This is a genomic window from Cupriavidus sp. H39 (genome assembly GCF_050271075.1).
Classification (GTDB): Bacteria; Pseudomonadota; Gammaproteobacteria; order Burkholderiales; family Burkholderiaceae; genus Cupriavidus; species Cupriavidus necator_B.
Genome location: NZ_CP189848.1, coordinates 1,187,382 through 1,212,416, shown reverse-complemented (window position 1 = coordinate 1,212,416; position 25,035 = coordinate 1,187,382). Strand labels below are relative to the sequence as shown.

At 66.7% G+C, this 25,035-nt stretch carries 26 protein-coding genes and 3 tRNA genes; 15 read left to right on the top strand and 14 right to left on the bottom strand.

All coding sequences use genetic code 11. The features are described 5' to 3' along the window. The first annotated feature begins 126 nt into the window (after positions 1–126). Positions 127–435, top strand: coding sequence for a hypothetical protein (locus tag ACOCMH_RS21065; RefSeq protein WP_427312853.1), 309 nt, complete (start codon positions 127–129; stop codon positions 433–435). Between the two features lie 58 nt (positions 436–493). On the opposite strand, the gene ACOCMH_RS21060 is transcribed toward ACOCMH_RS21065, so the two are convergent. Continuing rightward, positions 494–1,177, bottom strand: a complete 684-nt coding sequence (locus ACOCMH_RS21060) for a Fe2+-dependent dioxygenase (RefSeq protein ID WP_427312852.1) — start codon at positions 1,175–1,177, stop codon at positions 494–496. Between the two features lie 149 nt (positions 1,178–1,326). Here ACOCMH_RS21060 and ACOCMH_RS21055 point away from each other — a divergent pair, with 149 nt between their 5' ends. Continuing rightward, a complete protein-coding gene (locus tag ACOCMH_RS21055; protein WP_306854501.1) occupies positions 1,327–1,608 on the top strand; it encodes a hypothetical protein in 282 nt (93 codons plus the stop codon). A gap of 144 nt (positions 1,609–1,752) precedes the next feature. Here ACOCMH_RS21055 and ACOCMH_RS21050 read toward each other — a convergent pair. The 3 genes from ACOCMH_RS21050 to ACOCMH_RS21040 form a co-directional block, all read right to left on the bottom strand. Continuing rightward, positions 1,753–1,828 (bottom strand) — tRNA-Met (locus ACOCMH_RS21050). 158 nt (positions 1,829–1,986) lie between these two features. Continuing rightward, positions 1,987–2,247 (bottom strand): hypothetical protein, encoded by a 261-nt coding sequence (locus ACOCMH_RS21045; RefSeq protein WP_018006978.1) that lies wholly within the window; start codon positions 2,245–2,247, stop codon positions 1,987–1,989. A 147-nt stretch (positions 2,248–2,394) separates the two neighbouring features. Further along, a tRNA-Arg gene (locus ACOCMH_RS21040) sits at positions 2,395–2,471 on the bottom strand. Between the two features lie 156 nt (positions 2,472–2,627). On the opposite strand from ACOCMH_RS21040, the gene greB reads away from it, so the two are divergent. Beyond that, a complete protein-coding gene (gene greB, locus ACOCMH_RS21035) occupies positions 2,628–3,188 on the top strand; it encodes a transcription elongation factor GreB (protein ID WP_427312851.1) in 561 nt (186 codons plus the stop codon). An 18-nt stretch (positions 3,189–3,206) separates the two neighbouring features. On the opposite strand, the gene ACOCMH_RS21030 is transcribed toward greB, so the two are convergent. The 4 genes from ACOCMH_RS21030 to ACOCMH_RS21015 form a co-directional block, all read right to left on the bottom strand. Next, positions 3,207–5,621, bottom strand: a complete 2,415-nt coding sequence (locus ACOCMH_RS21030; RefSeq protein ID WP_427312850.1) for a RelA/SpoT family protein — start codon at positions 5,619–5,621, stop codon at positions 3,207–3,209. Positions 5,622–5,826: 205 nt separating this feature from the next. Then, a complete protein-coding gene (gene rpoZ, locus ACOCMH_RS21025) occupies positions 5,827–6,030 on the bottom strand; it encodes a DNA-directed RNA polymerase subunit omega (RefSeq protein ID WP_006578656.1) in 204 nt (67 codons plus the stop codon). Between the two features lie 105 nt (positions 6,031–6,135). After that, positions 6,136–6,798: a guanylate kinase gene (gene gmk, locus ACOCMH_RS21020; RefSeq protein WP_427312849.1), complete on the bottom strand. Its 663-nt coding sequence runs from the start codon at positions 6,796–6,798 to the stop codon at positions 6,136–6,138. An 18-nt stretch (positions 6,799–6,816) separates the two neighbouring features. After that, a complete protein-coding gene (locus ACOCMH_RS21015) occupies positions 6,817–7,752 on the bottom strand; it encodes a YicC/YloC family endoribonuclease (protein WP_427312848.1) in 936 nt (311 codons plus the stop codon). 215 nt (positions 7,753–7,967) lie between these two features. Between ACOCMH_RS21015 and ACOCMH_RS21010 the strand changes: the two genes are divergently transcribed. The 5 genes from ACOCMH_RS21010 (at position 7,968) to hemW (ending at position 12,688) form a co-directional block, all read left to right on the top strand. Continuing rightward, complete coding sequence (locus ACOCMH_RS21010) at positions 7,968–9,020, top strand: serine/threonine protein kinase (RefSeq protein WP_427312847.1); 1,053 nt, start codon at positions 7,968–7,970, stop codon at positions 9,018–9,020. Positions 9,021–9,094: 74 nt separating this feature from the next. Further along, entirely contained in the window at positions 9,095–10,009 is a 915-nt protein-coding gene (locus ACOCMH_RS21005; protein ID WP_427312846.1) for a PP2C family protein-serine/threonine phosphatase, read from the top strand. A gap of 97 nt (positions 10,010–10,106) precedes the next feature. Beyond that, a complete protein-coding gene (gene rph / locus ACOCMH_RS21000; protein WP_427312845.1) occupies positions 10,107–10,826 on the top strand; it encodes a ribonuclease PH in 720 nt (239 codons plus the stop codon). Positions 10,827–10,841: 15 nt separating this feature from the next. Further along, positions 10,842–11,459: an RdgB/HAM1 family non-canonical purine NTP pyrophosphatase gene (gene rdgB, locus ACOCMH_RS20995; RefSeq protein ID WP_427312844.1), complete on the top strand. Its 618-nt coding sequence runs from the start codon at positions 10,842–10,844 to the stop codon at positions 11,457–11,459. Further along, on the top strand, positions 11,456–12,688 hold the full coding sequence (gene hemW, locus ACOCMH_RS20990; protein WP_427312843.1) for a radical SAM family heme chaperone HemW: 1,233 nt from the start codon (positions 11,456–11,458) through the stop codon (positions 12,686–12,688). The genes rdgB and hemW overlap by 4 nt, the downstream gene beginning before the upstream one ends. Before the next feature lie 74 nt (positions 12,689–12,762). Here the strand turns inward: hemW and ACOCMH_RS20985 are convergent, their stop codons facing one another. Further along, positions 12,763–13,281, bottom strand: coding sequence for a glycine zipper 2TM domain-containing protein (locus ACOCMH_RS20985; RefSeq protein WP_171516337.1), 519 nt, complete (start codon positions 13,279–13,281; stop codon positions 12,763–12,765). Between the two features lie 278 nt (positions 13,282–13,559). Here ACOCMH_RS20985 and ACOCMH_RS20980 point away from each other — a divergent pair. Beyond that, positions 13,560–13,649 (top strand) — tRNA-Ser (locus ACOCMH_RS20980). Between the two features lie 44 nt (positions 13,650–13,693). Here ACOCMH_RS20980 and ACOCMH_RS20975 read toward each other — a convergent pair. The 5 genes from ACOCMH_RS20975 to ACOCMH_RS20955 are packed head-to-tail and all read right to left on the bottom strand — an operon-like array spanning position 13,694 to position 17,632. Further along, entirely contained in the window at positions 13,694–14,068 is a 375-nt protein-coding gene (locus ACOCMH_RS20975; protein ID WP_427312842.1) for a hypothetical protein, read from the bottom strand. A 52-nt stretch (positions 14,069–14,120) separates the two neighbouring features. Then, complete coding sequence (locus ACOCMH_RS20970) at positions 14,121–15,293, bottom strand: betaine/proline/choline family ABC transporter ATP-binding protein (RefSeq protein ID WP_427312841.1); 1,173 nt, start codon at positions 15,291–15,293, stop codon at positions 14,121–14,123. Continuing rightward, positions 15,290–15,940 carry an ABC transporter permease gene (locus ACOCMH_RS20965; protein WP_427312840.1) on the bottom strand — a complete coding sequence of 217 codons (651 nt, stop codon included), beginning with the start codon at positions 15,938–15,940 and terminating at the stop codon, positions 15,290–15,292. Before ACOCMH_RS20965 ends, ACOCMH_RS20970 begins: the two co-directional genes overlap by 4 nt. An 11-nt stretch (positions 15,941–15,951) precedes the next feature. Further along, a complete protein-coding gene (locus ACOCMH_RS20960) occupies positions 15,952–16,887 on the bottom strand; it encodes a glycine betaine ABC transporter substrate-binding protein (protein ID WP_427312839.1) in 936 nt (311 codons plus the stop codon). Positions 16,888–16,915: 28 nt separating this feature from the next. Beyond that, positions 16,916–17,632: an ABC transporter permease gene (locus tag ACOCMH_RS20955; RefSeq protein WP_427312838.1), complete on the bottom strand. Its 717-nt coding sequence runs from the start codon at positions 17,630–17,632 to the stop codon at positions 16,916–16,918. A 673-nt stretch (positions 17,633–18,305) separates the two neighbouring features. On the opposite strand from ACOCMH_RS20955, the gene ACOCMH_RS20950 reads away from it, so the two are divergent. The 6 genes from ACOCMH_RS20950 to ACOCMH_RS20925 all read left to right on the top strand — a co-directional run bounded on the left by ACOCMH_RS20950 (position 18,306) and on the right by ACOCMH_RS20925 (position 25,009). Beyond that, a complete protein-coding gene (locus ACOCMH_RS20950; RefSeq protein WP_427312837.1) occupies positions 18,306–19,241 on the top strand; it encodes a pirin family protein in 936 nt (311 codons plus the stop codon). 349 nt (positions 19,242–19,590) lie between these two features. Beyond that, positions 19,591–21,153: an ABC transporter ATP-binding protein gene (locus ACOCMH_RS20945; protein WP_427312836.1), complete on the top strand. Its 1,563-nt coding sequence runs from the start codon at positions 19,591–19,593 to the stop codon at positions 21,151–21,153. Beyond that, a complete protein-coding gene (locus tag ACOCMH_RS20940; protein WP_427312835.1) occupies positions 21,146–22,255 on the top strand; it encodes an ABC transporter permease in 1,110 nt (369 codons plus the stop codon). Before ACOCMH_RS20945 ends, ACOCMH_RS20940 begins: the two co-directional genes overlap by 8 nt. Positions 22,256–22,273: 18 nt before the next feature. Next, positions 22,274–23,194 (top strand): ABC transporter permease, encoded by a 921-nt coding sequence (locus ACOCMH_RS20935; RefSeq protein ID WP_427312834.1) that lies wholly within the window; start codon positions 22,274–22,276, stop codon positions 23,192–23,194. Positions 23,195–23,249: 55 nt separating this feature from the next. Then, positions 23,250–24,395: a BMP family ABC transporter substrate-binding protein gene (locus ACOCMH_RS20930; protein ID WP_427312833.1), complete on the top strand. Its 1,146-nt coding sequence runs from the start codon at positions 23,250–23,252 to the stop codon at positions 24,393–24,395. Positions 24,396–24,715: 320 nt separating this feature from the next. Further along, entirely contained in the window at positions 24,716–25,009 is a 294-nt protein-coding gene (locus tag ACOCMH_RS20925; RefSeq protein WP_427312832.1) for a YkvA family protein, read from the top strand. Positions 25,010–25,035: the final 26 nt, after the last annotated feature.

The window sequence follows — 25,035 nt, the reverse complement described above, 5'->3', positions numbered from 1 at the left end:
CGTCTCAGGGTACATACCGAATGCCCGGGAGCGATCGTGCAGTCATACTTGCGTCCGAAAATTCCCGTTGAACAAAGCGGACGGAAGCCAGTCTCATTGGCACTTCCACACACCAGAGTCGCGTTCATGACCAAGCGTTTGTTGTCCGCCATGCGTCAGTACGCATGGTTTGCAGGGGTGAAGCACCATGTCGTGCAGGGCGTCGAAGCCCTGGCGGAGCTGCTCAAGTCCCCTTCCGCCGCGGCGCGCGCCGTCGCGGCCATCGTTGCCGAAACCGAGCAAGGCGTGCAGGTCTGGGTCTCGTACTTCGGCAAGCCGCTGGATCCGCACACCAACTATGTGCTGTGGCCGAACCGGGCACTGCGCCCGGCGCGGCGGCGCATCCAGCCGTCTCCCATCGAGATGCTGCAAAGCCAGCGGCGACGCAACGAATAGTCGCGCCTGCATCGTGGCTGACGCAATGCCGCGCGCCCCCCGTGGATGCCGGCAGCGCTCAGGCGTCGGCCCAGCGCCGCAGCAGGTTGTGATAGATGCCGGTCAGGCCGATCACCGATTCGTGCGCCTGGCCGAGTGCCTGCCCCACCTGGCGGATGCGGCCATCCAGCTCGAACAGCATGGCGCGCTGGCCGTCGTCACGGACCATGCTCTGGATCCAGAAGAACGACGACACCCGCGCCCCGCGCGTGACCGGTGTCACGTGGTGGATGCTGGTGGCCGGGTACAGCACCATGTGTCCGGCCGGCAGTTTCACGCGCTGCTGCCCATAGGTGTCCTCGACCACCAGTTCGCCGCCGTCGTAGTCCTCCGGTTCGGTCAGGAACAGCGTTGCCGACAGGTCGCTGCGGATGCGGAAGCTGGTGCCGCGCAGATAGCGGATCGCGTTGTCGACATGGTCGGCAAAGGTATGCCCGCCCTCGTAGCGATTGAACAGCGGCGGATAGACCTTCAGCGGCAGCGCCGCCGAAAAGAACAGGGCATGGTTGCCCAATGCGTCCTGGATCAGGTCGCCCACCTGCCGTGCCGCGGGCGAGCCCTCGGGCAGTTGCAGGTTGCGCTTGGCCAGCGCCGACTGGTAGCCCGAGGTTTCGTTGCCGTCGGCCCAAGACGCCGCGTCGATGAGTTCGCGCGCTTGCGCGACCTGGGCCTTGGTCAGTACGTCGGGTATCTGCAGCATCATGATGGCAACTAGCTCGGGATAAATTGGCAGGCGCCCCATTGTATGAAAAGCCGGCGCAGGTCATGAACAAGAATCATTATTGTTTGATCCCGTGCAGGCGGCGGCTTCACTACAATGGTTGAGTATCCCGCCATCGACAAGGAGAAGACATGTCCGAACCGCTACACGACGAAGCGCTGGTCAATCTCTACCTGGAACGCGTCTCCGCCCTCTCGGTCAGCGCCTTCGATGGCGCCGACGTCAGCGGCGAACTCGATGCGGTGATGCGCGAAGCCGTGACCAAGTGCCAGGCCGCCGGCGGGCCGCAGGCACAGGGAACGCTGACGGTGCTGGCCGCGCGGTTGCGCGATCGCGCCGAGGCGGCCGAACGCGAAGACCAGCCGCTGGTGCGCGATACCTTCAGGCTTGCGGCGCAACGCTTGCCGGCCTGACGTTCAGCGCCGCGGGCCCAGGCGCAAACCGGCCGCATTGGCAGCGAAGCACTGAAGTCGAAATACTGAGGGGACTTGGCCGGTTGGCCTTGAGAACAACGCCCTGAAGGATTGCGTCGATGCCGAAGGGCTGGCGCGAGGCGTTGGTTGCGGGGGCAGGACTTGAACCTGCGACCTTCGGGTTATGAGCCCGACGAGCTGCCAACTGCTCCACCCCGCGTCTGAAGGAGATGGATTATGGGCTATTCAATGGCCCATGGCAAGCACTATTTAGGCCGTTGCGTGAAATCGTTCAGTGCCGGCCGCAAACCAATACATCATGACGTGATATAAACCGCCGGGCGCGTCGGGCTGGATTGGCGCGATGAACTGGCGCACTTACTCGGCAGGCCCCAGCAGGCGATCGACCAGCGCATAACCGGCACCGAAGGCAGCCACTTCGGCGGCGTGGCGCGTGGCAAACTGCTGCGGACCGCTGGCGAGCAGCTCGGTGTCGCCCGCATCCGCGGGATCCGCACCTTCCTGCGACACGCGGACCTCATAGCCCCAGCGGCCAATGCTACCCTGTCCCTGCGGCGACACCAGGACGTAGACGTCCATGCCGCGATATGCCTCGACGCGCCAGTCTGCGTTGTCCATGCGCCCGACTCCCGGATCCGTGTTATCTCTTCGAGACTAGGAGGCGCCACGCGCGACCGCAAGGTGCAACACGGCGAGGCGAATGCGAACTGAAAACAGAAATGAAAAAGGGCTTCCGTTTCCGGAAGCCCTTTCTTACTGCATAGGTGGCGCGGCTGGCAGGATTCGAACCCACGACCCCTTGGTTCGTAGCCAAGTACTCTATCCAACTGAGCTACAGCCGCACGCGAGAAAAAGATTATAACCCAGTTTTTGTTTTTGTGAAGCCCCTTGCCAACTTTTTTGCCATCTTTATTGGGACGGGTCTTGCGCGGCCGTGCCGCAGGGCAGCCTGGCAGTGAGCTTTTCCTATAATGGCAGACTGAAGAAGTGATCCCGACATGAACAAGGCATTTGTGAAAGAGTCCTCGACCGACGAGGACGACGACCTTCCCGAAGGCGCAGCCCCGCTGCCTCCCGGCACCAAGAACTACATCACCGCTGAAGGCTATGCGCGCTTGCGCGATGAGCTGATGCACCTGATCGATGTGGAGCGGCCCGACGTGGTGCAAATCGTCTCATGGGCGGCGTCCAATGGCGACCGCTCCGAGAACGGCGACTATCTGTATGGCAAGAAGCGGCTGCGCGAGATCGACCGCCGCATCCGCTTCCTGACGCGACGCCTGGACAAGGCCGAAGTGGTCGACCCGTCCCTGCAGGGCGACAACGACCAGATCTTCTTTGGCGCCACCGTCACCTACGCCCATGCCTCGGGCGAAGAGACCACCATCACTATCGTCGGCATGGATGAGGTCGACCTCGACCACAACCACGTCAGCTGGATCTCGCCGATCGCCAAGGCGCTGCTCAAGGCGCGCGAAGGCGATACCGTGGCGTTGCGCACGCCGGCCGGTGTCGAGCAGATCGATATCCTGGAAGTCCGCTACCCGCCTAGAAAATAGCGATGGGCCGGGCGAGGCCTAGGTGTCGTTGCGGTCGCGGAAGATCCGGATGACGTCGGGGTTGCGGCGCAGCCCGCGCATCACGTTGGCCAGGTGCAGGCGGTTCTGCACCTGGATGATGAACTGCATGTAGGTGGCTTCCTGGTGGCCGGCGTCCTGCTGCTCCATGGCCACGTGGGCGACATTGGCATCGGCCGCGGTCAGGTCCGCCGCCACGCGCGCGACGATGCCCTTGACGTTGCGCACCATGACCTTGATCGACACATCGAAGGCGCGCGTGGTCTTCTTGGCCCACATCACGTCGATCCAGTGCTCCGGATCCTTGCTGTGCAGGCGCTTGGCGATCTTGCAGTCCTGCACGTGGATCTGCAGCCCCTCGCCCTTGCCGAGGTAGCCGACGATGGAATCGCCGGGAATCGGGCGGCAGCACGCCGAGAAAATCATCGACATGCCCTCGTCGCCGGTGATCGGCACCGCGGGCGCTTCCTCGCCGGCAAAGGTCTGCACCGCCGCCAGCAGCGCGCTGTCGACATCGCCGGACAGCTCCTGCAGCAGGATCTCCATGCGCTTGGCCACCACCGCGGGCACGCGCCGGCCCAGCGCCAGGTCGGCGAAGATGTCTTCGCGCTGCTTGTTGCCGGTCCACTGGATCATGCGGTCCCACACCGACTGCGGTACCGCTTTCAGTTCGATGCCAAGCTGGCGCGCCGATTGTTCCAGCAGGCGCTCGCCGAGCTGGATGGCTTCGTCGAGCTTGGTGGTCTTCAGGTAGTGGCGGATCGCCGCGCGCGCCTTGCCGGTGCGAACGAACGACAGCCAGGCCGGGTTCGGCTTGGAATAAGGGGCCGTCACCACCTCGACGATATCGCCGCTCTTGAGCTCGGTGCGCAGCGGCAGCATCTCGTTGTTGATCTTGACCGCGACGCACTGGTTGCCCAGGTCGCTGTGCACCGCGTAGGCAAAGTCCAGCGCGGTGGCGCCGCGGGGCAGCGCGCGGATATGGCCCTTGGGCGTGAACACATAGACCGCGTCCGGGAACAGGTCGATCTTGACGTGCTCGAGGAATTCCTGCGAATCGCCGGTCTGGCTCTGGATATCGAGCAGCGACTGCAGCCACTGGTGCGCCTGCTGCTGGATATCGTTGGCGTGGTCGGCCTGGTGCTTGTACATCCAGTGCGCGGCCACACCGGCCTCGGCGATCTGGTGCATGTCGCGCGTGCGGATCTGGAATTCGACCGGCGTGCCGAACGGCCCGACCAGCGTGGTGTGCAGCGACTGGTAGCCGTTGATCTTGGGGATCGCGATGTAGTCCTTGAACTTGCCGGGCATCGGCTTGTACAGGCCGTGCAGCGCGCCCATCGCCATATAGCAGTGCATCTGCGTTTCCACCACCACGCGGAAACCGTACACGTCCAGCACCTGCGAGAACGACAGCTGCTTGTCGTGCATCTTGCGGTAGATGCTGTACAGGGTCTTCTCGCGGCCGGAAAGCTCAGCCACGATGCCAGCATCGGCCAGCCCCTTCTGCGCGGCTTCCAGGATGCGCTTGACCACCTCGCGCCGGTTGCCGCGCGCGGCCTTGACGGCTTTTTCCAGCGTGGCGTAGCGGAACGGCGAGCCCACCTTGAACGACAGTTCCTGCAGCTCGCGGTAGATCGTGTTGAGACCGAGACGGTGCGCGATCGGCGCGTAGATCTCCATGGTCTCCAGCGCGATGCGGCGGCGCTTCTCCGGCGGCACGAAGTCGAGCGTGCGCATGTTGTGCGTACGGTCGGCCAGCTTCACCAGGATCACGCGCACGTCGCGCGCCATCGCCAGCAGCATCTTGCGGAAGCTTTCCGCCTGCGCCTGCTCGCGGCTCTGGAATTCGAGCTTGTCCAGCTTGGTCAGGCCATCGACCAGTTCGGCGACCTTGGGGCCGAATTTCTCGGCCAGCTCGCTCTTGGTGATGCCCTTGTCTTCCATCACGTCGTGCAGCAGCGCGGCCATGATGGACTGCACGTCCAGCTTCCAGTCAGCGCACAGCTCGGCCACCGCCACCGGATGGGTGATGTAGGGCTCGCCGCTCTGGCGGTACTGGCCCAGGTGAGCCTCGTCGGAAAACTGGAAGGCCTCGCGTACGCGCGCCAGGTCGGGCGCCTTCAGGTACGCGAGCTTCTCCATCAGCCGGGTAATGGAGATGACCTGCTGGCGCGGCGGCACCGCCGGCTGCGAGGTCGGGCCGAAGAAGTGCCGGTATGACTGCGCCAGCACAGCATCGATAAACAGGCTGTCGGCTGCCGGCGGCGCCACTTGCTGCACCGCCGTCAGTTCATCGTGCAAAGCTGCGCCGCGGACTTTCCCCGGCGCCAGCGCCGGCGCGACCGCGCGCTCGCCGACGACATCGTCGCCGAGCGGATCGGGAAGATTGGGAGCGCCGGTGCGCGCGTTCACGGAAGACTGGCCCGGAATGGTGCGCTTACGCGCCGCGGGCGGGGCCGCATCGCCAGGCGCCGGCACGACGGCAGTCGGCGACGGCTGGGACGGAGGCTTGGAGGGCGAGTGCGGCGATGGCATGGCGGCGGCCCGAGAAATCCGGCTGGAGAGCCTGGAACAGTGCTGGCACGATACAAGGATGAGCCATGGGCCGCCTGGTCAATCAGGTCGGGACCTTTTTCAGCATCTCGATGCCGACCTGGCCCGACGCGATCTCGCGCAGTGCGACCACGGTCGGCTTGTCCTTCGCTTCGACCTTGGGCGTGTGGCCCTGCACCAGCTGGCGCGCACGGTACGTGGCCGCCAGCGCGAGCTCGAAACGATTCGGAATGTGTTTCAGACAATCTTCGACGGTAATACGCGCCATATCAAATCCACCTTGGGACAAAACCTTACGTTGGGTTGCCATTTTACAGCACGCGGCGGGAAACGCCGGCGGCGCCCCGCGCGAGTGCCATCGGCAGGCATCGTTTCAGTGGATGCCGAGCTCGATAAACAGCTCCGCATGCCGCGCCTTTTGCGAAGAAAAGCGCAGGCGCGTGGCGCTGATGACGTTGCGCAGCTGCTCCAGCGCATCGTCGAACACCTCGTTGATGATCACGTAATCCGACTCCGAGGCGTGGGCCATCTCGCTGCCCGCGGCCAGCAGCCGGCGCACGATCACGTTGGGCTCGTCCTGGCCGCGTTTTTTCAGGCGCTCTTCCAGCGCGGTCAGCGACGGCGGCAGGATGAAGATCTCCACCGCATTGGAAAAGCGCTGGTGCACCTGCTGCGCGCCTTGCCAGTCGATCTCCAGCAGCACGTCGTTGCCCTGCGCCATCTGCTGCTCGATCCACACGCGCGAGGTCGCGTAGTAGTTGCCGTGCACCTCGGCCCACTCCAGGAAGTCGCCGCGGTCGCGCGCGGCGCGGAAGCCGTCGACGGTGACGAAGTGATACTCGCGGCCGTCCTCCTCGCCCGGACGCGGCGCGCGCGTGGTATGCGAGATCGACAGGCGGATCGCCGGGTCCTGCGCCAGCAGCGCGTTGACCAGGGTCGACTTGCCGGCGCCCGAGGGCGCCACCACCATGAAGAGGTTGCCGGGATAGACGGTGTCGATGGCCGTGTGGGGGGCCGACGGAGAAGTTTGGCTCATGATGATTCAGTGACAGTCTTACTCTAGATTCTGGACCTGCTCGCGCATCTGCTCGATCAGCAGCTTGAGCTCCATCGAGGCATCGGCCAGTTCCTTGGCGGCGGCCTTGGAGCCCAGCGTGTTGGCCTCGCGGTTGAGCTCCTGCATCATGAAGTCCAGGCGCTTGCCGACCTGGCCGCCCTTCTTCAGGATATGGCGCGTTTCGTTCAGGTGCGCCTGCAGCCGCGACAATTCTTCGGCGATATCGATGCGGATGCCGTAGACCGTGGCTTCCTGGCGGATGCGCTCGGCGATCTCGTCGCGGCTCATCGACGGCATGCCGTTGGGCGCGGCCAGGTTGAAGGCTTCCTGCAGGCGCTCGGTCAGCTTTTCCTGGTGATGCGCGATCAGTTGTGGGATGGTCGGGGTCAGGCGCTCGACGATCGCCAGCATGGCGTCGATGCGCTCCACCAGCGTTGCCTTGAGCGCGTCGCCCTCGCGGCGGCGCGCTTCCAGCAGATGATCCAGCGCCTCGCGCGCGGCGCCGAGCACGGCCTCGCGCAGGGCCTCCTGCGACAGCTCCGGCTCGACCAGCACGCCGGGCCAGCGCAGGATCTCGCCCATGCGCAGGGTGCCAGCGCCGCTGAAGGTGGCGGCCACGGTGGTTTCGAGCGCGCGGATCTGCGCCAGCAGCCCGTCGTTCAGCGCCAGCGTGGCGCCGCCCGCATCGGTGCGCTGCAGGTTGATGCGGCATTCCAGCTTGCCACGCGACAGCTCGGCCATCAGCATCTCGCGCAGCGCCGGCTCGAACGCGCGGCACTCCTCCGGGGCCCGGAACAACAGGTCGAGGAAACGCGAATTGACAGTGCGGAATTCCACCGAAACGGACGCGGTGCGCCCGCTGGGCTCGCCCTGCGCGTTGGTCAATGGCGCCTGGCGCGTCGCCAGGCCATAGCCTGTCATGCTGTGGATCATTGGTTGTTCTCGTGATTGGCGCCGCGACACCCGCACGCGGGCAGCGGCCTGCCGGCGGACGCCCGCCTCGCCGCCGCGCGGCGGAGCCTTTGGGGGGGCGCCCTCAAAACGTTGAAAGGCGGGCAAAAACGCCCGTATTTGTGTTCTTTACAAGTGACCGATTAGCCCGGACAATCCGGAGGCAAATCCGCGGGGGCAACTCCGGTCCTATTCCCATGACAGAGCCAAAGGGCACGCCACAACCGAAGAGTGCACCGCTGCCCGTCGGCACGCTGCTGTCCAACTATCGTATTGTAAAGAAGTTGGCCAGCGGGGGGTTCAGTTTCGTCTACCTGGCCACCGACGAAACCGGTGCGCCGGTCGCCATCAAGGAGTACCTGCCGTCGTCGCTGGCGCGGCGCAACCCGGGCGAACTGATCCCCGTGGTGCCCGAGGAAAACGCCGCCGCGTTCCGGCTCGGCCTGAAGTACTTCTTCGAAGAAGGCCGCTCGCTGGCCCGTATTTCCCATCCCAGCGTGGTGCGCGTGGTGAACTTCTTCCGCGAGAACGCCACGGTCTACATGGTGATGAACTACGAGCTGGGCAAGACGCTGCAGGAGCACGTGCTGGCGGCCCGGCAGCAAGGCCGCGCCAAGGTGCTGCGCGAGCATTTCATCCGCAAGGTCTTCCACGACCTGATGAGCGGCCTGCGCGAAGTGCATATCCACAAGCTGCTGCACCTGGACATCAAGCCCGGCAACATCTACCTGCGCGAGGACGAATCGCCGATCCTGCTGGATTTCGGCGCCGCGCGGCAGACCCTGACCATGGAAGCGGCGCGCTTCCAGCCGATGTATACGCCCGGCTTTGCCGCGCCGGAACTGTACGGCAAGCATTCCGACCTGGGCCCGTGGACCGACATCTACAGCCTGGGTGCGACGCTTTACGCCTGCATGGCCGGGCTGCCGCCGCAAGAAGCCAACCAGCGCGAGAAGGACGACCGCATGGGCGAAGCGCTGATGCGGCTGCGCAGCAGCTATACCAACGGCCTGGTCGACCTGGTCGAGTGGTGCCTGCGGCTGGCGCCCTCCGGCCGCCCGCAGAGCGTATTCCGGCTGCAGAAGGAATTGCGCGAGCAGACCAACGCGCTGGGCGAACAGGCGCTGGCGCCGCCCACGCAGGCACCGGCTCCGGCGGCCGCCCCGCCCGAAAAAACGCCCGCGACATCGCGCTTCCGGACGCTGCTGCGCCGGCGTGACGAGCCGACACCCGGCGCGAGCGTCGACTGAATCACAAACCCGGCCTGACGCCCCTCCGTGTCCGCAGCCGGGCCATCGAACCACAAGATAGCCAACCAGCCAACATGCGATTCTCTGTCTACCAGGAAAGCAGGAAAGGCGGCCGCCGCATCAACCAGGACCGCATGGGCTATTGCTTCACGCGCGATGCGCTGCTGATGGTGCTGGCCGACGGCCTCGGCGGCCATGCCCACGGGGAAGTCGCCGCGCAGCAGGCGCTGCAGACGCTGGCGCGCCAGTTCCAGCTGCAGGCGCGGCCGGCGGTGCGCAACCCGGCCGAGTTCCTGCACGACACCATCATGCTGGCGCACCGCGAGATCCACCGCTATGCCGAAGCCAACCAGATGCCCGACGTGCCGCGCACCACGGTGGTCTGCTGCCTGGTACAGCACGGCCAGATCCACTGGGCCCATGCCGGCGATTCGCGCTATTACCTGCTGCGCAAGGGCCGGCTGCTGACGCGCACGCGCGACCACTCCAAGATCGAGAACCTGCTGCAGCAGGAGCGCGTGCTGCCGATGGACGTGGCCAACCACCCGGAGCGCAACAAGCTCTACAACTGCCTCGGCTCCCCCAACCTGCCGCTGATCGACCTGGGCGGGCCGGTGCGGCTGGAACCGGGCGACGTCGCCCTGCTCTGCTCCGATGGCCTGTGGGGCCCGCTGGAAGAGCCGATGCTGGTGGACAAGCTGTCGCGCCTGTCGGTGGTGCAGGCGGTGCCGGCGCTGATCGACCAGGCGCTGCAGCACGCCGGCGAAGGTGCCGACAACACCACCGGCATCGCCATGATGTGGGAGCTCGACAACAACACCGCCAGCCAGGACGCGGTAATGACCGACACCCTGCCGCTCAACGCCTTCACCACCTCGATCCTGGAGCGCAACGGCTCCGACAGCGACCTGCTGTCCGAGGAAGAGATCGAGCGCTCGATCGCCGAGATCCGCGCCGCCATCGACAAGACCAGCAACCTGATGCGGTGATGCGCGGCCCTCGCCGGGGCAGCCATGCAGCGCGCACGGGCTGGCGGCGGTAGAATCGCGGTCTCTCCCGTTTCTACCTATCCGGACCATCCATCCCATGCGACCCAGCGGCCGCGCAGCCGATGCGCTGCGTTCCATCAGCCTTACCCGCCACTACACCCGCCACGCCGAAGGCTCTGTCCTGTGCGCCTTTGGCGATACCAAGGTGCTCTGTACCGCCAGCGTGCTGGCGAAAGTCCCGCCGCACAAGAAAGGCAGCGGCGAAGGCTGGGTCACGGCCGAATACGGCATGCTGCCGCGCGCCACGCACACGCGTTCCGACCGCGAGGCCGCGCGCGGCAAGCAGACTGGCCGCACCCAGGAAATCCAGCGCCTGATCGGCCGCGCCATGCGCTCGGTGTTCGACCTCGCGGCGCTGGGCGAATACACGCTCCACCTCGACTGCGACGTGCTGCAGGCCGACGGCGGCACCCGCACCGCGGCCATCACCGGCGCCTTTGTCGCCGCGCATGATGCGGTCTCGACCATGCTGCGCGACGGCCTGATCGCCGCCAGCCCGATCCGCGACCACGTCGCCGCGGTCTCGGTCGGCATGGTCGAAGGCGTGCCGGTGCTCGACCTGGACTACGCCGAAGACAGCACCTGCGACACCGACATGAACGTGGTCATGACCGGCAGCGGCGGCTTTGTCGAAGTGCAGGGCACCGCCGAAGGCGTGCCTTTCAGCCGCGCCGACCTCGACGCCATGACGCGCCTGGCCGAAGCCGGCATTGCCCGGCTGGTGCGGCACCAGCGCGAAGCGCTGGGCCTGGCCTGAGCCGCGGAGCCCGCGATGCAACGCCTGGTCCTGGCTTCCAACAATCCCGGCAAGCTGCGCGAATTCGGCGCGCTGCTGGCCCCGCTCGGCTTTGACGTGGTGACCCAGGGCGAGCTCGGCATCCCCGAGGCCGACGAGCCCTTTGCCACCTTTGTCGAGAACGCGCTGGCCAAGGCGCGCCACGCCAGCCGGCTGGCCGGCCTGCCCGCGCTGGCCGACGACTCCGGCATCTGCGTGCAGGCGCTCGGCGGTGCACCCGGGGTCTATTCCGCGCGCTATGCGCAGATGGCGGGACAGGCCAAGTCGGATACCGCCAACAACGCCTACCTGGTCTCGCAACTGGCCGGCAAGCTCAACCGCCACGCGTACTACTACTGCGTGCTGGTGTTCGTGCGCCATGCCGAAGACCCGTGCCCGATCATCGCCGAAGGCGTGTGGCACGGCGAGGTCGTCGACGCGCCCCGCGGCGCGGGCGGCTTTGGCTACGATCCGCACTTCCTGCTGCCGGGGCTGGGCAAGACCGCCGCCGAGCTGTCGCCCGAAGAGAAGAACCGCGTCAGCCACCGCGCCCAGGCGCTGCGCGCACTGGCGGCCCGGCTGCAGGCCGAGGCCGCGGAGTCTGCCGTCCGATGATTCCGATCGTACCGGCCTCCGCGTCCGTACCCGTGGACAGCAAGCAGCTGTGGCTCAAGCCCGGGCAGATCAGCCTGCCCGGTTCGCCGCCGCTGTCGCTGTACGTGCATATCCCGTGGTGCGTGCGCAAGTGCCCCTATTGCGATTTCAACTCGCACGCGGCACCCGGCGCCGACAATCACGAGATTCCGGAAGAGATCTACCTGGACGCGCTGCGCGCGGACCTGGAGCAATCGCTGCCGCTGGTGTGGGGCCGACCCGTCCATACCGTCTTCATCGGCGGCGGCACGCCCAGCCTGCTGTCGGCGGCGGGCATGGACCGGCTGCTGTCCGATATCCGCGCGCTGCTGCCGCTGGACGCCGATGCCGAGATCACGATGGAGGCCAATCCCGGCACCTTTGAAGCCGACAAATTCGCGAGCTACCGCGCCAGCGGCATCAACCGGCTGTCGATCGGCATCCAGAGCTTCAATGACCGGCACCTGCAGGCGCTCGGGCGCATCCACGGCGGCACCGAAGCGCGCCGCGCCATCGACATCGCCCAGGCCAGCTTCGACAACATCAACCTGGACCTGATGTATGCGCTGCCCGGCCAGACGCTGCAGGAATGCCAGGCCGACGTGGAGGCCGCACTGGCCTACGGCACCACGCACCTGTCGCTGTACCACCTGACGCTGGAGCCGAACACGCTGTTCGCCAGGTTTCCGCCGGCGCTGCCGGATGACGACAGCGCCTACGAGATGCAGGACTGGATCGAAGCGCGCACGGCCGCGGCGGGCTATCGGCATTACGAAACATCGGCGTATGCGAAGCCGCATCGCGAGGCGCGCCACAACCTGAACTACTGGCGCTTCGGCGACTACCTCGGCATCGGTGCCGGCGCGCATGGCAAGCTGTCGTTCCCGCATCGGGTGCTGCGCCAGATGCGGTACAAGCATCCGGCCACGTATATGGAACAGGCGATGGCCGGCAACGCGGTGCAGGAAGCGCGCGATGTTGGCGCCGATGAACTGCCGTTCGAGTTCATGCTCAATGCGCTGCGCCTGACCGACGGCGTGCCGGCGTCGAGCTTTCATGACTACACCGGACTGCCGCTGCATACGATCAGCAAGCAACTGGCCGAGGCGGAAAAGAAGGGGCTGCTGGAAGCGGACCTGGCCACCATCCGCCCCACTGAACTGGGGCGGCGCTTCCTCAATGACCTGCAGGAGATGTTCCTGAAGGACTGAGCGCCGCGAGGCGGGCTACAAAAAAAGGCCACGCGACAGCGTGGCCTTTGATTTTCTGGCAAACGTCAGGCAGGTCAGTAAGGCGTCGCCATGTCGTTGGCCACGCGGGCGCGCATGCCCACCTGCAGGCTGCCCAGGTTCGACTGCGTGACCGTGGCCAGGCGGCCATCATCGAGGCGCACGTTGACGCGATAGACCGTCTGCGTGTTGCTGCCCGCGCGCTTCTCGATCTGGTTGCCGGCCACGGCGCCGACCACGGCACCGCCGATGGTCGCCGCGGTCTGGCCGCGCCCGCCGCCAACCTGGTGGCCCAGCAGGCCACCCGCGGCGCCGCCGATCACGGTGCCCAGCAGGCCCGAGCTGCCCTGCGTGGTGGTGACCGGTTCGATCGATTCGACGCGGCCGTAGTACACCGCACCGGCCGGGGCCTGCGAAGTGTTCGGGGTCTGGTATCCCGGATTAGGCGTCTGATACCCCGGAGGCGGCGCGTTGTAGCCGGTGTCATAGCCACTGTTGTACGGCGCTGCACAACCGGCCAGCGCAGCGGCCGCGGCCACCGGAACGATCAGCCAAGTCTTGCTAGGGATTCGCATTTTGAGTTCTCCTCTGTTGCCAGGCGAAAGCCGGGGATGCGGCACACACCGCAGTGCCCGGCACGACAATATGAGCGATGGCGCGATGTGAAGGTTCCGTCTTGTCAGACAGAGCCCGACAGCACGGCAACAGATGTGGCAGGAAATTTACGCCCGCGCCCATGCCGCTGCGCAAGTCCCCATCAGGACGCGCGGGCCTTGTATAATGCGCGGCCAGACCGTAGCGTCTGCACGCGGCAATGCGCCTGCCCTTTCGCGCTACAATGCCCGCACTTTCCGGAAGCGTGGCCGAGTGGTTTAAGGCAGCAGTCTTGAAAACTGCCGATGGGGTGACCCATCCGTGAGTTCGAATCTCACCGCTTCCGCCAGATAAAAAAAAACGGCCCGCACCAGCGACTGGTGCGGGCCGTTTTCATTCGGCATCGTCAGGCAAGCCCTGCCTCAGCAACCGGTAGGCCTCGCCCTCGGAAATCCCGAGCCGGTACTTGGTGGCCAGCACGCGCGCCAGGCCGCGGGCCGCGCCGGGCGGGCTGTGCCGCAGCTGCTCGCGGTAGGCCTCGACTTCATAGCGCAGGCGCCAGCGCCGGCTGGCCAGGTAGAGCACGCCCATCAGGCCCCAGCTGCGCCAGAACTGGCGCACGTGGACCTTCTCATGCTCGATCAGCGCCTGGCTGGCGCCGGGGCGCAGCAGGATCAGCGGACCGGGCGTGAAACCGTCAAACCCGCGCGGGATCAGCCAGCGGGTTTCGACGACCAGGCACAGGGGCGAGCGGCAATAGCGGAGCATGCCTCAAGCATAGCGCGCGGGCGCTTGCCCTGCCGTGGCCGGGACTGCCGTGTCAGGCGGCCGCGCGCATCGGCGCGGCGACAGCGGCCGCCGCCGGCGCGCCGGCCTGGCCGCGTGAGCGGCCGGAGCTGAGATAGCCGGCGATCGATTCCTGCGTGACCTCGCCGAGGTAGGCGCCGTCCGCCCCCATCACCGGCAGCCAGCTGGTGTTGTGCTGGTACATGCGCGACAGCACGATGCGCAGATGCTCGTCGAAGGCCGCGGTGACGGCGAACGGCCGCATCACGTCGCTGCACTGGCCCTGGCCGGAACGCGCATCGCGGCGCGTGACGTAGCCCAGCGCCACTTGCGCGTCGTCGACCACCGGCAGGTGGCGCACGTCGGCTTCGTCCATCACGGCCAGCGCCTCGGCCAGCGGCATGCCGGGGCGGCAGCTGGGCGGCATGGTGGCGGCATCGCCGGCGCGCACCAGCAGCAGCCGCTTGAGCGTGTTGTCGTGGCCGACGAAGGCCTGCACGAACTCGTCGGCCGGATGCGCCAGCAGCGCGTCGGGGTGGTCGAACTGCACCAGCTGGCCGCGACGGAACACCGCGACCTTGTCGGCCAGCTTGATCGCTTCGTCGATATCGTGCGAGACCATGATCACGGTCTTGCCGAGCTGGCGCTGCATCTGCAGGAATTCGTTCTGGATGCTCTCGCGGTTGATCGGGTCGACCGCGCCGAAGGGCTCGTCCATCAGCAGCAGCGGCGCGTCGGCCGCGAGCGCGCGGATCACGCCGATGCGCTGCTGCTGGCCGCCGGACAGCTCGCGCGGATAGCGCGACAGCAGCCGGTTGGGATCGAGCTGCACCATCGCCATCAGTTCGCGCGCGCGCTCGCGGCATTGCTTCCTGTCCCAGCCCAGCAGGCGCGGCACCACCATGATGTTCTCTTCGATGGTCATGTTGGGGAACAGTCCGATCTGCTGGATCACGTAGCCGATCTTGCGGCGCAGCGTCACGCCATCGAGGCCGCGGGTATCCTCGCCTTCGATGCGGACCGTGCCCGAGGTCGGCTCGATCAGCCGGTTGATCATCTTCAGCGTGGTGGTCTTGCCGCAGCCCGACGGGCCCAGGAAGACGCAGATCTCGCCGCGCGGCACCGTCAGCGAGACGGCGTCGACGGCGCGCGTTTCAGTGCCGTCTTTCTGCGGGAAGGACTTGGTGAGTTGGTCGAGTTCGATCATAGCCGGATTCCTTTCGGCGTCAGCGCCCGCTGCAGCCACTGCAGGAAGGCGTCCGCCACGATGGCGAGCAGGCTGACCAGGACCGCGCCCACGGCCAGCTTGCTCATGTTGCTCTGGCTGATCGCCTGCAGGATCAGCACCCCAAGGCCACCCGCGCCGATGATGGCGGCAATGGTGGCAACCCCGATATTCATCACCACGGCGGTGCGCACGCCGCCGAGGATCACCGGCACCGCCAGCGGCAGGTCGACCAGCCGCATCCGTTGCCAGGTGGTCATGCCGATGCCGCGACCCGCTTCCTGGATGCCGGGGTCGACATTGGCCAGCGCGGTGTAGGTGTTGCGCATGATCGGCAGCAGCGAGTACAGGAACACCGCCGTCACCGCCGGCACGTAGCCGAGGGCATGGCCGAAGCGCGCGAAGACCGGGATCATCAGCCCGAACAGCGCGATCGACGGCAGCGTCAGCACGATTGTCGCCAGCGCCAGCAGCGGCGTGGCGAGCGCACGGAAGCGCGTGATCACGATGCCCAGCGGCACCCCGATCAGGATCGCCAGCCCCACCGCTGAACCCACCAGCGCGAGGTGCTCGCCGGTCAGCTTGAGCAGTGTGGGCCAGCTGTGCTGCAGGTAAGAAAGCAAGTCCATGCGGCCCCTCCTCAGATCAGTCCGTGGCCGCGCAGGAAATCCTCCGCCACCTTGTCCACCGGCTGCTGGCCGATGTCCACCTTGTAGTTCATGTCGGTCATGCTCTGGTTGTCGAGCGTGGCCGCGAGCGCATTGAGCAGCCCCGCCAGTTCGGGGTGCTTGTCGAGCACGGGCTTGCGCACCACCGGCGCCGCGTTGTACGGCGGGAAGAAGTGCTGGTCATCCTCCAGCAGCACCAGGTCGAAGCCCTTGACGCGACCGTCGGTGGCGTACACCAGGCCCAGTTCCACCTGGTTGTTCTTCAGCGCGGTGTAGACCAGGCCCGGATCGAGCTGGATCACGTCGCGGCGCGAGAACGGCAACTGGTACATCGCCTTGAGCGGCTCCAGCCCGTCCGGGCGCGCGGCGAATTCCATGTCGACGGCGAACGGGTGGCCGGCGTCGGGGCCGGCGCGGCGCATCTGCCCGGCAAACGCCGACAGCGTGGTCGCGCCGCTGGCGGCGGCGCGCTCCTTCGGCATGGCCAGCGCGTAGGTGTTGTTGATGCCGGAGGCATCGAGCCATACCAGCCCGCGCGCGCCGTCCATCTGCTTGACGCGCGCATAGCTTTGCTGCGCGTCCAGCTTCTCTTCGACCTTGTTGAACACGATCAGCGCGGTGCCGGTGTAGTCCCACACCACGTCGAGCTGGTCGTTCTCCATGGCCTGGCGCATCAGCGTGCTGCCCAGGCCCGCGGTCAGTTCGGCGTCAAAGCCCTTGGCGCGCAGGTATTTCGTGGTCATCGACGACAACAGCAGCTGCTCGGTGAAGTTCTTGCCGCCCACGCGGATGGGCGCGCCGGCGGCATGGGCCTCGGGTGCGGTGGCCAGCGCCAGGCCGGCCGCGAAGGCGGTGACCGCCGCCACCACCATGGCGACCCGGCGCGCGCGGCGGCGGATGAATTGCATCTGTTTTTCCATGTCGGTATCCCCGGGTTCAGCGCGCCAGGCCGCGGCGGCGCAGGTACAGCTGGCCGGCGCCGGCAAACAGCGCATCGAGGGCCAGCGCCAGCAGCGCGGTGGCGGCGGCGCCCAGCAGCAGCAGCGGCTGGTTGTTCAGGTAGATGCCCGGGAAGATCAGCTCGCCCAGGCTGTTGGCGCCGATCAGGAACGACAGCGGCACCGTGCCGACGTTGATCACCAGCGCGATGCGGATGCCGGCCAGCATCACCGGCAGTGCGTTGGGCAGCTCCACGCGCACCAGGCGCTGCGCCGGCGTCATGCCGATGCCGCGCGCGGCTTCCAGCAGCGTGGGCGAAACATTGCACAGGCCCTCGTAGGTGTTGCGCACGATCGGCAGCAGCGAGGCCAGCCACAGCGCCAGGATGGCGGGCCGCTCGCCAATGCCGAGCACGGCCAGCGCCAGCGCCAGCACCGCCAGCGACGGCACGGTATTGCCGACGTTGAAGACCTGCATCAGCCGGTCGGCCCAGCGGCGCATGCACGGGCGGCTCAGCGCGATGCCGGCCGGGATGCCGGTGGCCAGCGCCAGCGCCATCGACAGCACCACCAGCCGCAGATGGTCGGCCACGTCGTAGAGCAGGCGCTCCTGGTACTGGCGGATCACGTCGACGCCAATCCACGCCACCAGTGCGGCCAGCGCGGCAAGCGTCAGTCCTGCCCAGGCCAGCGCCCGTGCCGATTGCTTTGACATACTCTCCCCTTTTCCAGGCCGAAAAGCGCGCAGAGCGCCACTTCCCGGCGACGGAAAACAATATGGGCTGGTGCGTGCGGAGATGAAGCGCCACCAGGCCCGGTTCAGATTGCATTGCCGCCATGACCGGCACGATTGCCGGCGGACGGTCTGTGGATTCGTCCGCCGTGGGCGGGGAATCTCGATTGACGGGATGCCGCGTGCGCAGCGGTCCCTGAAGCGGCGCAACCGGCGGTGCAAGCACATCGCGATCGGTTGGCCAGTGGCAGCGCAAGTATTGAAGTTTTTCCGACGCGCCGCCGGTCCATCGGCCGTTGATTGGCAAGGGCTGGCGGGGCTTTTCCCACGCCGCTTCTCGCATCAACGGATGACAAAGAGAGCGCTATTATAGCGATCTTCATCGATCTTGTCACCTTCGGCGTTTTCGGAGCAGATCTGGCACCGATCTTCGGCCTTTTTTGAAGCCGTAGGGGATAGAGCGGGCACCGCACATAGTAGCCACCCGTCGTTCCGAATTCGCTACTCAGTCAACGCCCATTTATGCTACCGGCAGAACAATCTGTTGCCGCTGAGACCTCTACTCTTTCCCCACCAAACCCCTAAATTGGCAGGGTAGCCGAAACGACGGACTACCCGGCCATCGCCGCGCCAGCCCGCCCCACAGGAGCAAGCCATGGATACCCGTACCACCACCACCACCACCACCATTCCGGCCGCCACCGCGGAAACCGTGCGGCGCTCGCGCACGGTCGACCGCGTGGTGCGCGGCATCGCCACCTCGGACGGCGCCGGCGTCAAGCTGACGCGCGTGCTGACCCAGAACCTGCAGCGCCGGCTGGATCCGTTCCTGATGCTCGATGCCTTCGGCACCGACAGCAAGGACGACTACATCGGCGGCTTCCCCGATCACCCGCACCGCGGCTTCGAGACCATCACCTACATGCTGGCCGGACGCATGCGCCATCGCGACAGCGCCGGCAACGAAGGCCTGCTGCAGAACGGCGGCGCGCAGTGGATGGTGGCGGGCGCCGGCGTGGTCCACTCGGAAATGCCGGAGCAGGAAGACGGCCGCATGGAAGGCTTCCAGCTGTGGCTGAACCTGCCGGCCGCCGACAAGATGACGGCGCCGTGGTACCGCGACCTGCCGGCCGCGGAGATCCCGACCGTTGCGCTCGGGCATGGCGCTACGGTGCGTGTGCTGGCCGGCGCCAGCCATGGCGTGGCCGGCGCGATCACGCGGCCGGTGACCGAGCCGGTCTACCTTGACGTCGACCTGCCGGCCGGCCAGGCCTTTGCGCAGGCCCTGCCCGCCGGGCACAACGCCTTTATCTACGTGTACCGGGGCGAGGTCTCGGTCGGCGCAGGCAACGACCGCGCCGTGGTCGAAGCCCAACGCATGGGCGTGCTGGACAACGCCGGCCAGTCCGACGGCGTCATCGTCACGGCCGATGCCGACGCGCGCTTCCTGCTGATCGCCGGCCGCCCGCTGAACGAGCCGATCGCGCAGTACGGCCCGTTCGTGATGAACACGCAGGAGCAGATCTACCAGACCCTGGCGGATTTCCGCGATGGGCGCTTTGCGACGAGCATGGCCAGCACGGGGGCGTGACAACGCCGCAGTTGCGCTCCCCTCTTCCGCATGCGGGATAGGGGAGAAAACCCTCGCAGGTCTTGCATCGGCCTGGGCTACCAAGCCGCCGCCTCCACCAGGAGGCGGCGGTTTTTTTTATGCCTGAGCCGGCATGCGACTTGCAACCACCCCGCAACCGTTGCACAGACTGGACACCCGCCCGATTCGGGCCTTCCAGCCACCGCGCACTTATATAATTCGTCACCAATACCAGGCATCACGAATTCATGATGAATGCTGCAATGCGTCGCGGCGATGCTGCGCCACGCACTGCCGCGCTTTTGATGCTTCCCCCGTTGCTGCCACAACAACAATCCGAGCCGCCTCAGTGACATCACAACTCCCTCCCCGGCTGGCGCTGGCCCATATCAGCAAGCGCTACCCGGGCGTCGTCGCCAACGACGACGTCAGCCTCAGCGTTGCGCCCGGCGAGATCCATGCCGTGCTGGGTGAAAACGGCGCGGGCAAGTCCACCCTGATGAAGATCATTTTCGGCGCGGTCCGTCCCGATGCCGGCGAGATGCACTTCAACGGGGCCGCGGTCACCATCAACAGCCCGCACGACGCCCGCAACCTGGGCATCGCCATGGTGTTCCAGCATTTCTCGCTGTTCGACACGTTGACCGTGACCGAGAACATCGCGCTAGGCCTGCCCGCCGGGCAGCAAGGCAACATGAAGCAGCTGGCCGAGCGCATCCGCACTACCGCCGGGCGCTACGGGCTGCCGCTGGAGCCGAATCGCCATGTGCACACGCTGTCGGTGGGCGAGCGCCAGCGCGTCGAGATCGTGCGCGCGCTGCTGGCCAGCCCGCAATTGCTGATCCTCGACGAGCCCACTTCGGTGCTGACGCCGCAGGCGGTGGAAACGCTGTTCGTCACACTGCGCCAGCTGGCCGCCGAAGGCACCAGCATCCTCTACATCAGCCACAAGCTCGACGAGATCCGCGCGCTGTGCCATCACGCCACCGTGATGCGCATGGGCAAGGTCACCGGCGTGTGCGATCCGCGCCAGGAAACCGCGGCGTCGCTGTCGCGCCTGATGATCGGCGGCGAGCCGCCGCGCGAGGCCCGCGTGGCCGCGCAGCGCGGGCCGGTGCGCCTGAGCGTGCAAGGCCTGTCGCTGCCGCGCGCGCACGCATTCGCGACCGAGCTGAGCCAGGTTTCACTCGACGTCCACGCCGGCGAGATCGTCGGCATCGCCGGGGTCTCGGGCAACGGCCAGCAGGAGCTGCTGGCCGCGCTGTCCGGCGAAGACACGCGCGCCGACGCCATGTCGGTGCAGCTCGCCGGCAAGCCGGCGGGCCGCCTCGATGCACGCCAGCGCCGCCGCGCCGGACTGGCCTTCGTGCCGGAAGAGCGCCTGGGCCGCGGCGCGGTGCCGGGCATGAGCCTGGCCACCAATATCCTGTTGTCGCACCAGACCCCGCCCTATGTCCGCCAAGGCATGATCTCGCCCGGCGCCGCCACCGGGCTGGCGTCGGCCGTGATCGGCCGCTTCCGCGTCAAGGCCAGCGGGCCGCATGCGCTGGCGCGCAGCCTGTCGGGCGGCAACCTGCAGAAATTCATTGTCGGCCGCGAGATCGAAAGCGGCCCGAAGGTATTGATCGTGGCACAACCCACCTGGGGCGTCGATGTCGGCGCCGCGGCGCAGATCCACAACGAGATCCTGGCGCTGAAGGCCACCGGCTGCGCCATCCTGGTGGTGTCGGAAGAGCTCGACGAGCTGTTCGCGATCTGCGACCGGCTGCACGTGATCGCCAAGGGCCGGCTGTCGCCGTCGGTGGCGACCGAGACCGCCACGCGCGAGCAGGTGGGACTCTGGATGAGCGGGTTGTGGGAAGGCGGTCCCGCGCAGGCCCATGCCGGTACGGAGGTGGCAAGCCATGGCTGAGATGCGCACCCTGCTGCCCCGTTCCCCGCTTACGCTGGCGCCGCGCGGCCTGCCCTCGCGCGCGATGGCCTATGCCTCGCCGGTTCTCGCGCTGGCGCTGACGCTGCTGTTCGGTGCGCTGCTGTTCCTGGCGCTCGGCAAGGATCCCGTGGCGGCGCTCAAGGTGTTCCTGGCCGATCCGCTGCGCGACCAGCGCGCGATTGGCGAGGTGTTGCTCAAGACCGTGCCGCTGGTGCTGTGCGCGCTGGGCCTGTCGGTGTGCTATCGCGCCAACGTGTGGAATATCGGCGCCGACGGCCAGCTGATTGCCGGTGGCATCTGCGCCGGCGCGGTGGTGCTTTATTTCGACGTACCGGGCCAGGCGGTCAACGGCACCGTGGTGCTGGTGCTCGCATCGCTGGCCGGCATCGTCGGCGGCATGGCGTGGGCGTCCCTGACCGCGCTGCTGAAGGACCGCTTCAACGCCAACGAGATCCTGGTCTCGCTGATGCTGACCTATATCGCCCAGCAGCTGCTGCTGTGGGTGGTCAACGGACCGCTGAAGGATCCCAACGGCATGAACTTCCCGCAATCGAAGGTGTTCTCGTCCGAATACCTGCTGCCCAACCTGATGGCGGGCTCGCGGCTGCATGCGGGCTTTGTCGTGATGCTGGGGCTGGTGGCGGTGATGACCGTGTTCGTGTTCCGCAGCTTTGCCGGCTACCGGCTGCAGGTGGGCGGCACCGCGCCGGCGGCGGCGCGCTACGCGGGCTTCTCGGCGCGCAGCGCGCTGTGGAGCGCGCTGCTGATCTCGGGCGCCACCGCCGGCCTGGCGGGCGCGTTCGAAGTGGTGGGGCCGATCGGGCAGCTGCTGCCGTCGATCTCGCCGGGCTATGGCTTCACCGCCATCATCGTTGCCTTTATCGGGCGGCTGCATCCGGTCGGCACCGTATTCGGCGGCATCATGATGTCGCTGTTCTATATCGGCGGCGAGATGGCGCAGTCGCGCCTGGGCCTGCCTTCGGCCATCGGCTGGGTGTTCCAGGGCATGCTGCTGTTCTTCCTGCTGGCGTGCGACACGCTGATCGACAACCGCCTGCGCTGGCGCGCCACCCCGGCCTGAGCGGAGCCTACACAGAACATGGAACAACTCGCTCCCCTCATCGCCACCGCCATCAACGCCGGCACGCCGCTGCTGCTGGCGGCGCTGGGCCTTTTGATCAACGAACGCGCGGGCGTGCTCAACCTGGGAGCCGAAGGCATGATGCTGGTCGCCGCGGTGGCCGGCTTCATGGTCGGCTACCAGACCCAGTCGCCCATGCTCGGCTTTGCCGCCGGCGCGCTGGCCGGCATGCTGATGGCCACGCTGTTCTCCTGGCTGGCGCTGGTGCTGGCCACCAACCAGGTGGCCACCGGGCTGGCGCTGTCGATCTTCGGCACCGGCCTGTCGGCCTTCATGGGCCAGCGCTTCGTCGGCCATGCCATGCCGGCGCAGGCCAAGGCCGTGCCGGGCCTGGCCGACCTGCCCTTCTTCGGGCCGGCCCTCTTCCAGCATCACTGGATGGTGTACTTCAGCCTGCTGCTGTGCTTCGCCATTATGTGGTTCCTGTTCCGCACGCGGGCCGGCCTGACGCTGCGCGCAATCGGCGAGTCGCCGGAATCCGCGCACGCGCTCGGCTATCCGGTGCGCACCATCCGCTTCGGCGCGCTGCTGTTCGGTGGCGCCTGCTGCGGGCTGGCGGGCGCCTATCTGTCGCTGGTCTACACCCCGATGTGGGTCGAGAACCTGGTGGCCGGCCGCGGCTGGATCGCGCTGGCGCTGACCACCTTCGCCACCTGGCGCCCCGGCCGCGTGCTGGTGGGCGCGTGGCTGTTCGGCGCCGTCACCATCCTGCAGTTCTACCTGCAGGGTATCGGCGTGTCGGTGCCCTCGCAGTTCCTGTCGATGCTGCCCTACGCCGCCACCATCGTGGTACTGGCGCTGATCTCGCGCAATCCGGCGTGGATACGCCTGAACATGCCAGCATCGCTGGGCAAGCCGTTCCGCCCCGGCAATGCCTGATCGTTTTTCTGACGGAAATCCCTGAGCCACCAACCCATTCACACAAGGAAAAATTATGATCGTCACGCGCAGGAAGACCCTGGCGGCGCTGGCCGCCACCGCCGTGCTGGCCCTGGCCGGCTGCGGCAAGAAGGAAGCCGACAAGCCCGCCGAACCGGCCGGCGCCGCTTCCGCGCCCGCTGCCGGGCAGGCCGCCGAGCCGCTCAAAGTCGCCTTCGTCTATATCGGCCCGGTCGGCGATGCCGGCTGGACCTTTGCGCATGACACCGGCCGCAAGGCCGTCGAAGAGAAGTTCGGCAACAAGGTCAAGACCACCTTCGTCGAGAACGTACCCGAATCCGCCGCCGACGCCGAGCGCGTGTTCCGCGACCTGGCCAGCCAGGGCAACAAGCTGATCTTCGGCACCACCTTCGGCTACATGGAGTCGATGCTCAAGGTCGCCAAGGAATTCCCGGACGTGAAGTTCGAGCACGCCACCGGCTTCAAGACCGCCGACAACCTGGCCCAGTACGACGTACGCACGTATGAAGGCGCCTACCTCGCGGGCGTGGTCGCCGGCAAGATGAGCAAGACCGGCAAGATGGGCGTGGTGGCCTCGGTGCCCATCCCTGAAGTGATCCGCAATATCGACTCGTTCACCCTCGGCGCGCGCAGCGTCAACCCGAATGCCACGGTCAAGGTGGTGTGGGTCAACAAGTGGTTTGATCCGGGCAAGGAACGCGAAGCCGCGACCACGCTGATCGGCCAGGGCGTCGACATGCTGATGCAGAACACCGACTCCGCCGCCGTGGTGCAGACCGCGCAGGAGAAAGGCGTGCATGCCTTCGGCTGGGACAGCGACATGAGCAAGTTCGGCGACAAGGCCCACCTGGCCGCGTCGGTGATCTCGTGGGGCGTCTACTACAACAAGGTGGTGGAAGACGTGCTCAACAAGCAGTGGAAGAACAGCACCACGTGGTGGGGCCTGAAGGAAGGCATGATCGACCTGAAGGGCTACAACGCCGACGTGCCGGCCGACGTCAAGGCGCTGGTCGACGAGCGCAAGAAGCGCATCGTCGACGGCACCGCCCCGATCTGGAAGGGACCGATCAAGGACAACACCGGCAAGGAACAACTGGCCAAGGACCAGGTCGCGGATGACAAATTCCTGCACGGCGTGAAGTTCTATGTCGAGGGCGTGGAAGGGAAGATCCCGGGCTGATTGGTGCACCAAAGGCGCCCGAGCCAACCTAAGCAAGGTGTTCTCCCTCTCCCCGCATGGGGAGAGGGCCGGGGTGAGGGGTGGTTTAGCTAGGAGCCACATCAAGCGGAGCCGACGGTTTTAACCCACAGCCGTTAGCTTTTGACCCTCCTGCCCTCTCCCCTGCCCCACTCCCGCAAGCGAGAGAGGGAAGCAATCCACCGGCCTTGGCCATCCCCAAGGCATCTCCTGCACTTTCGGAACTTGAAGCCGGCAATTACGGCCCAAGCTATCTGTGCATGCGCCAGTAACCGGCGCCCGCCATGTGAAGGAGGCCTCTCATGTTGAAGCGTTTTTCCGCCCTGTGGACGCTGGTTCGCCGCGACGGGCGCCTGTTCTGGTATGCCCTGCGCCATCCGGATGCGCCGGCGTGGCTCAAGCCCGCCGCCATTGGCCTGCTGCTCTACGCGATCTCGCCGATCGACCTGATTCCCGACGTTGTGGCCGGCCTTGGCATCGTCGACGACATCGTGCTGATCCCGCTGGCGGTGCACATGATCCTGAAGCGCCTGCCGCCGCATATCCTGCGCCAGGCGCAGGCGCGCGCCACCGCGACCACGGTCCGGCCGCACTGACGGCCGCACCATGAACAAAGCCCCGC

Coding starts and splice junctions, on each gene's coding strand:
- gmk (WP_427312849.1), bottom strand. CDS start 6,798: ATGAGCCAAACTTCTCCGTCGGCCCCCCACACGGCCATCGACACCGTC.
- ACOCMH_RS21010 (WP_427312847.1), top strand. CDS start 7,968: ATGACAGAGCCAAAGGGCACGCCACAACCGAAGAGTGCACCGCTGCCC.
- ACOCMH_RS20975 (WP_427312842.1), bottom strand. CDS start 14,068: ATGCTCCGCTATTGCCGCTCGCCCCTGTGCCTGGTCGTCGAAACCCGC.
- ACOCMH_RS21005 (WP_427312846.1), top strand. CDS start 9,095: ATGCGATTCTCTGTCTACCAGGAAAGCAGGAAAGGCGGCCGCCGCATC.
- ACOCMH_RS21055 (WP_306854501.1), top strand. CDS start 1,327: ATGTCCGAACCGCTACACGACGAAGCGCTGGTCAATCTCTACCTGGAA.
- ACOCMH_RS20970 (WP_427312841.1), bottom strand. CDS start 15,293: ATGATCGAACTCGACCAACTCACCAAGTCCTTCCCGCAGAAAGACGGC.
- ACOCMH_RS20960 (WP_427312839.1), bottom strand. CDS start 16,887: ATGCAATTCATCCGCCGCCGCGCGCGCCGGGTCGCCATGGTGGTGGCG.
- greB (WP_427312851.1), top strand. CDS start 2,628: ATGAACAAGGCATTTGTGAAAGAGTCCTCGACCGACGAGGACGACGAC.
- ACOCMH_RS20930 (WP_427312833.1), top strand. CDS start 23,250: ATGATCGTCACGCGCAGGAAGACCCTGGCGGCGCTGGCCGCCACCGCC.
- ACOCMH_RS21060 (WP_427312852.1), bottom strand. CDS start 1,177: ATGATGCTGCAGATACCCGACGTACTGACCAAGGCCCAGGTCGCGCAA.
- ACOCMH_RS20985 (WP_171516337.1), bottom strand. CDS start 13,281: ATGCGAATCCCTAGCAAGACTTGGCTGATCGTTCCGGTGGCCGCGGCC.
- ACOCMH_RS21015 (WP_427312848.1), bottom strand. CDS start 7,752: ATGATCCACAGCATGACAGGCTATGGCCTGGCGACGCGCCAGGCGCCA.
- ACOCMH_RS20935 (WP_427312834.1), top strand. CDS start 22,274: ATGGAACAACTCGCTCCCCTCATCGCCACCGCCATCAACGCCGGCACG.
- ACOCMH_RS20955 (WP_427312838.1), bottom strand. CDS start 17,632: ATGTCAAAGCAATCGGCACGGGCGCTGGCCTGGGCAGGACTGACGCTT.
- ACOCMH_RS20950 (WP_427312837.1), top strand. CDS start 18,306: ATGGATACCCGTACCACCACCACCACCACCACCATTCCGGCCGCCACC.
- ACOCMH_RS21065 (WP_427312853.1), top strand. CDS start 127: ATGACCAAGCGTTTGTTGTCCGCCATGCGTCAGTACGCATGGTTTGCA.
- ACOCMH_RS20925 (WP_427312832.1), top strand. CDS start 24,716: ATGTTGAAGCGTTTTTCCGCCCTGTGGACGCTGGTTCGCCGCGACGGG.
- rdgB (WP_427312844.1), top strand. CDS start 10,842: ATGCAACGCCTGGTCCTGGCTTCCAACAATCCCGGCAAGCTGCGCGAA.
- ACOCMH_RS20965 (WP_427312840.1), bottom strand. CDS start 15,940: ATGGACTTGCTTTCTTACCTGCAGCACAGCTGGCCCACACTGCTCAAG.
- ACOCMH_RS21045 (WP_018006978.1), bottom strand. CDS start 2,247: ATGGACAACGCAGACTGGCGCGTCGAGGCATATCGCGGCATGGACGTC.
- rpoZ (WP_006578656.1), bottom strand. CDS start 6,030: ATGGCGCGTATTACCGTCGAAGATTGTCTGAAACACATTCCGAATCGT.
- ACOCMH_RS20940 (WP_427312835.1), top strand. CDS start 21,146: ATGGCTGAGATGCGCACCCTGCTGCCCCGTTCCCCGCTTACGCTGGCG.
- rph (WP_427312845.1), top strand. CDS start 10,107: ATGCGACCCAGCGGCCGCGCAGCCGATGCGCTGCGTTCCATCAGCCTT.
- hemW (WP_427312843.1), top strand. CDS start 11,456: ATGATTCCGATCGTACCGGCCTCCGCGTCCGTACCCGTGGACAGCAAG.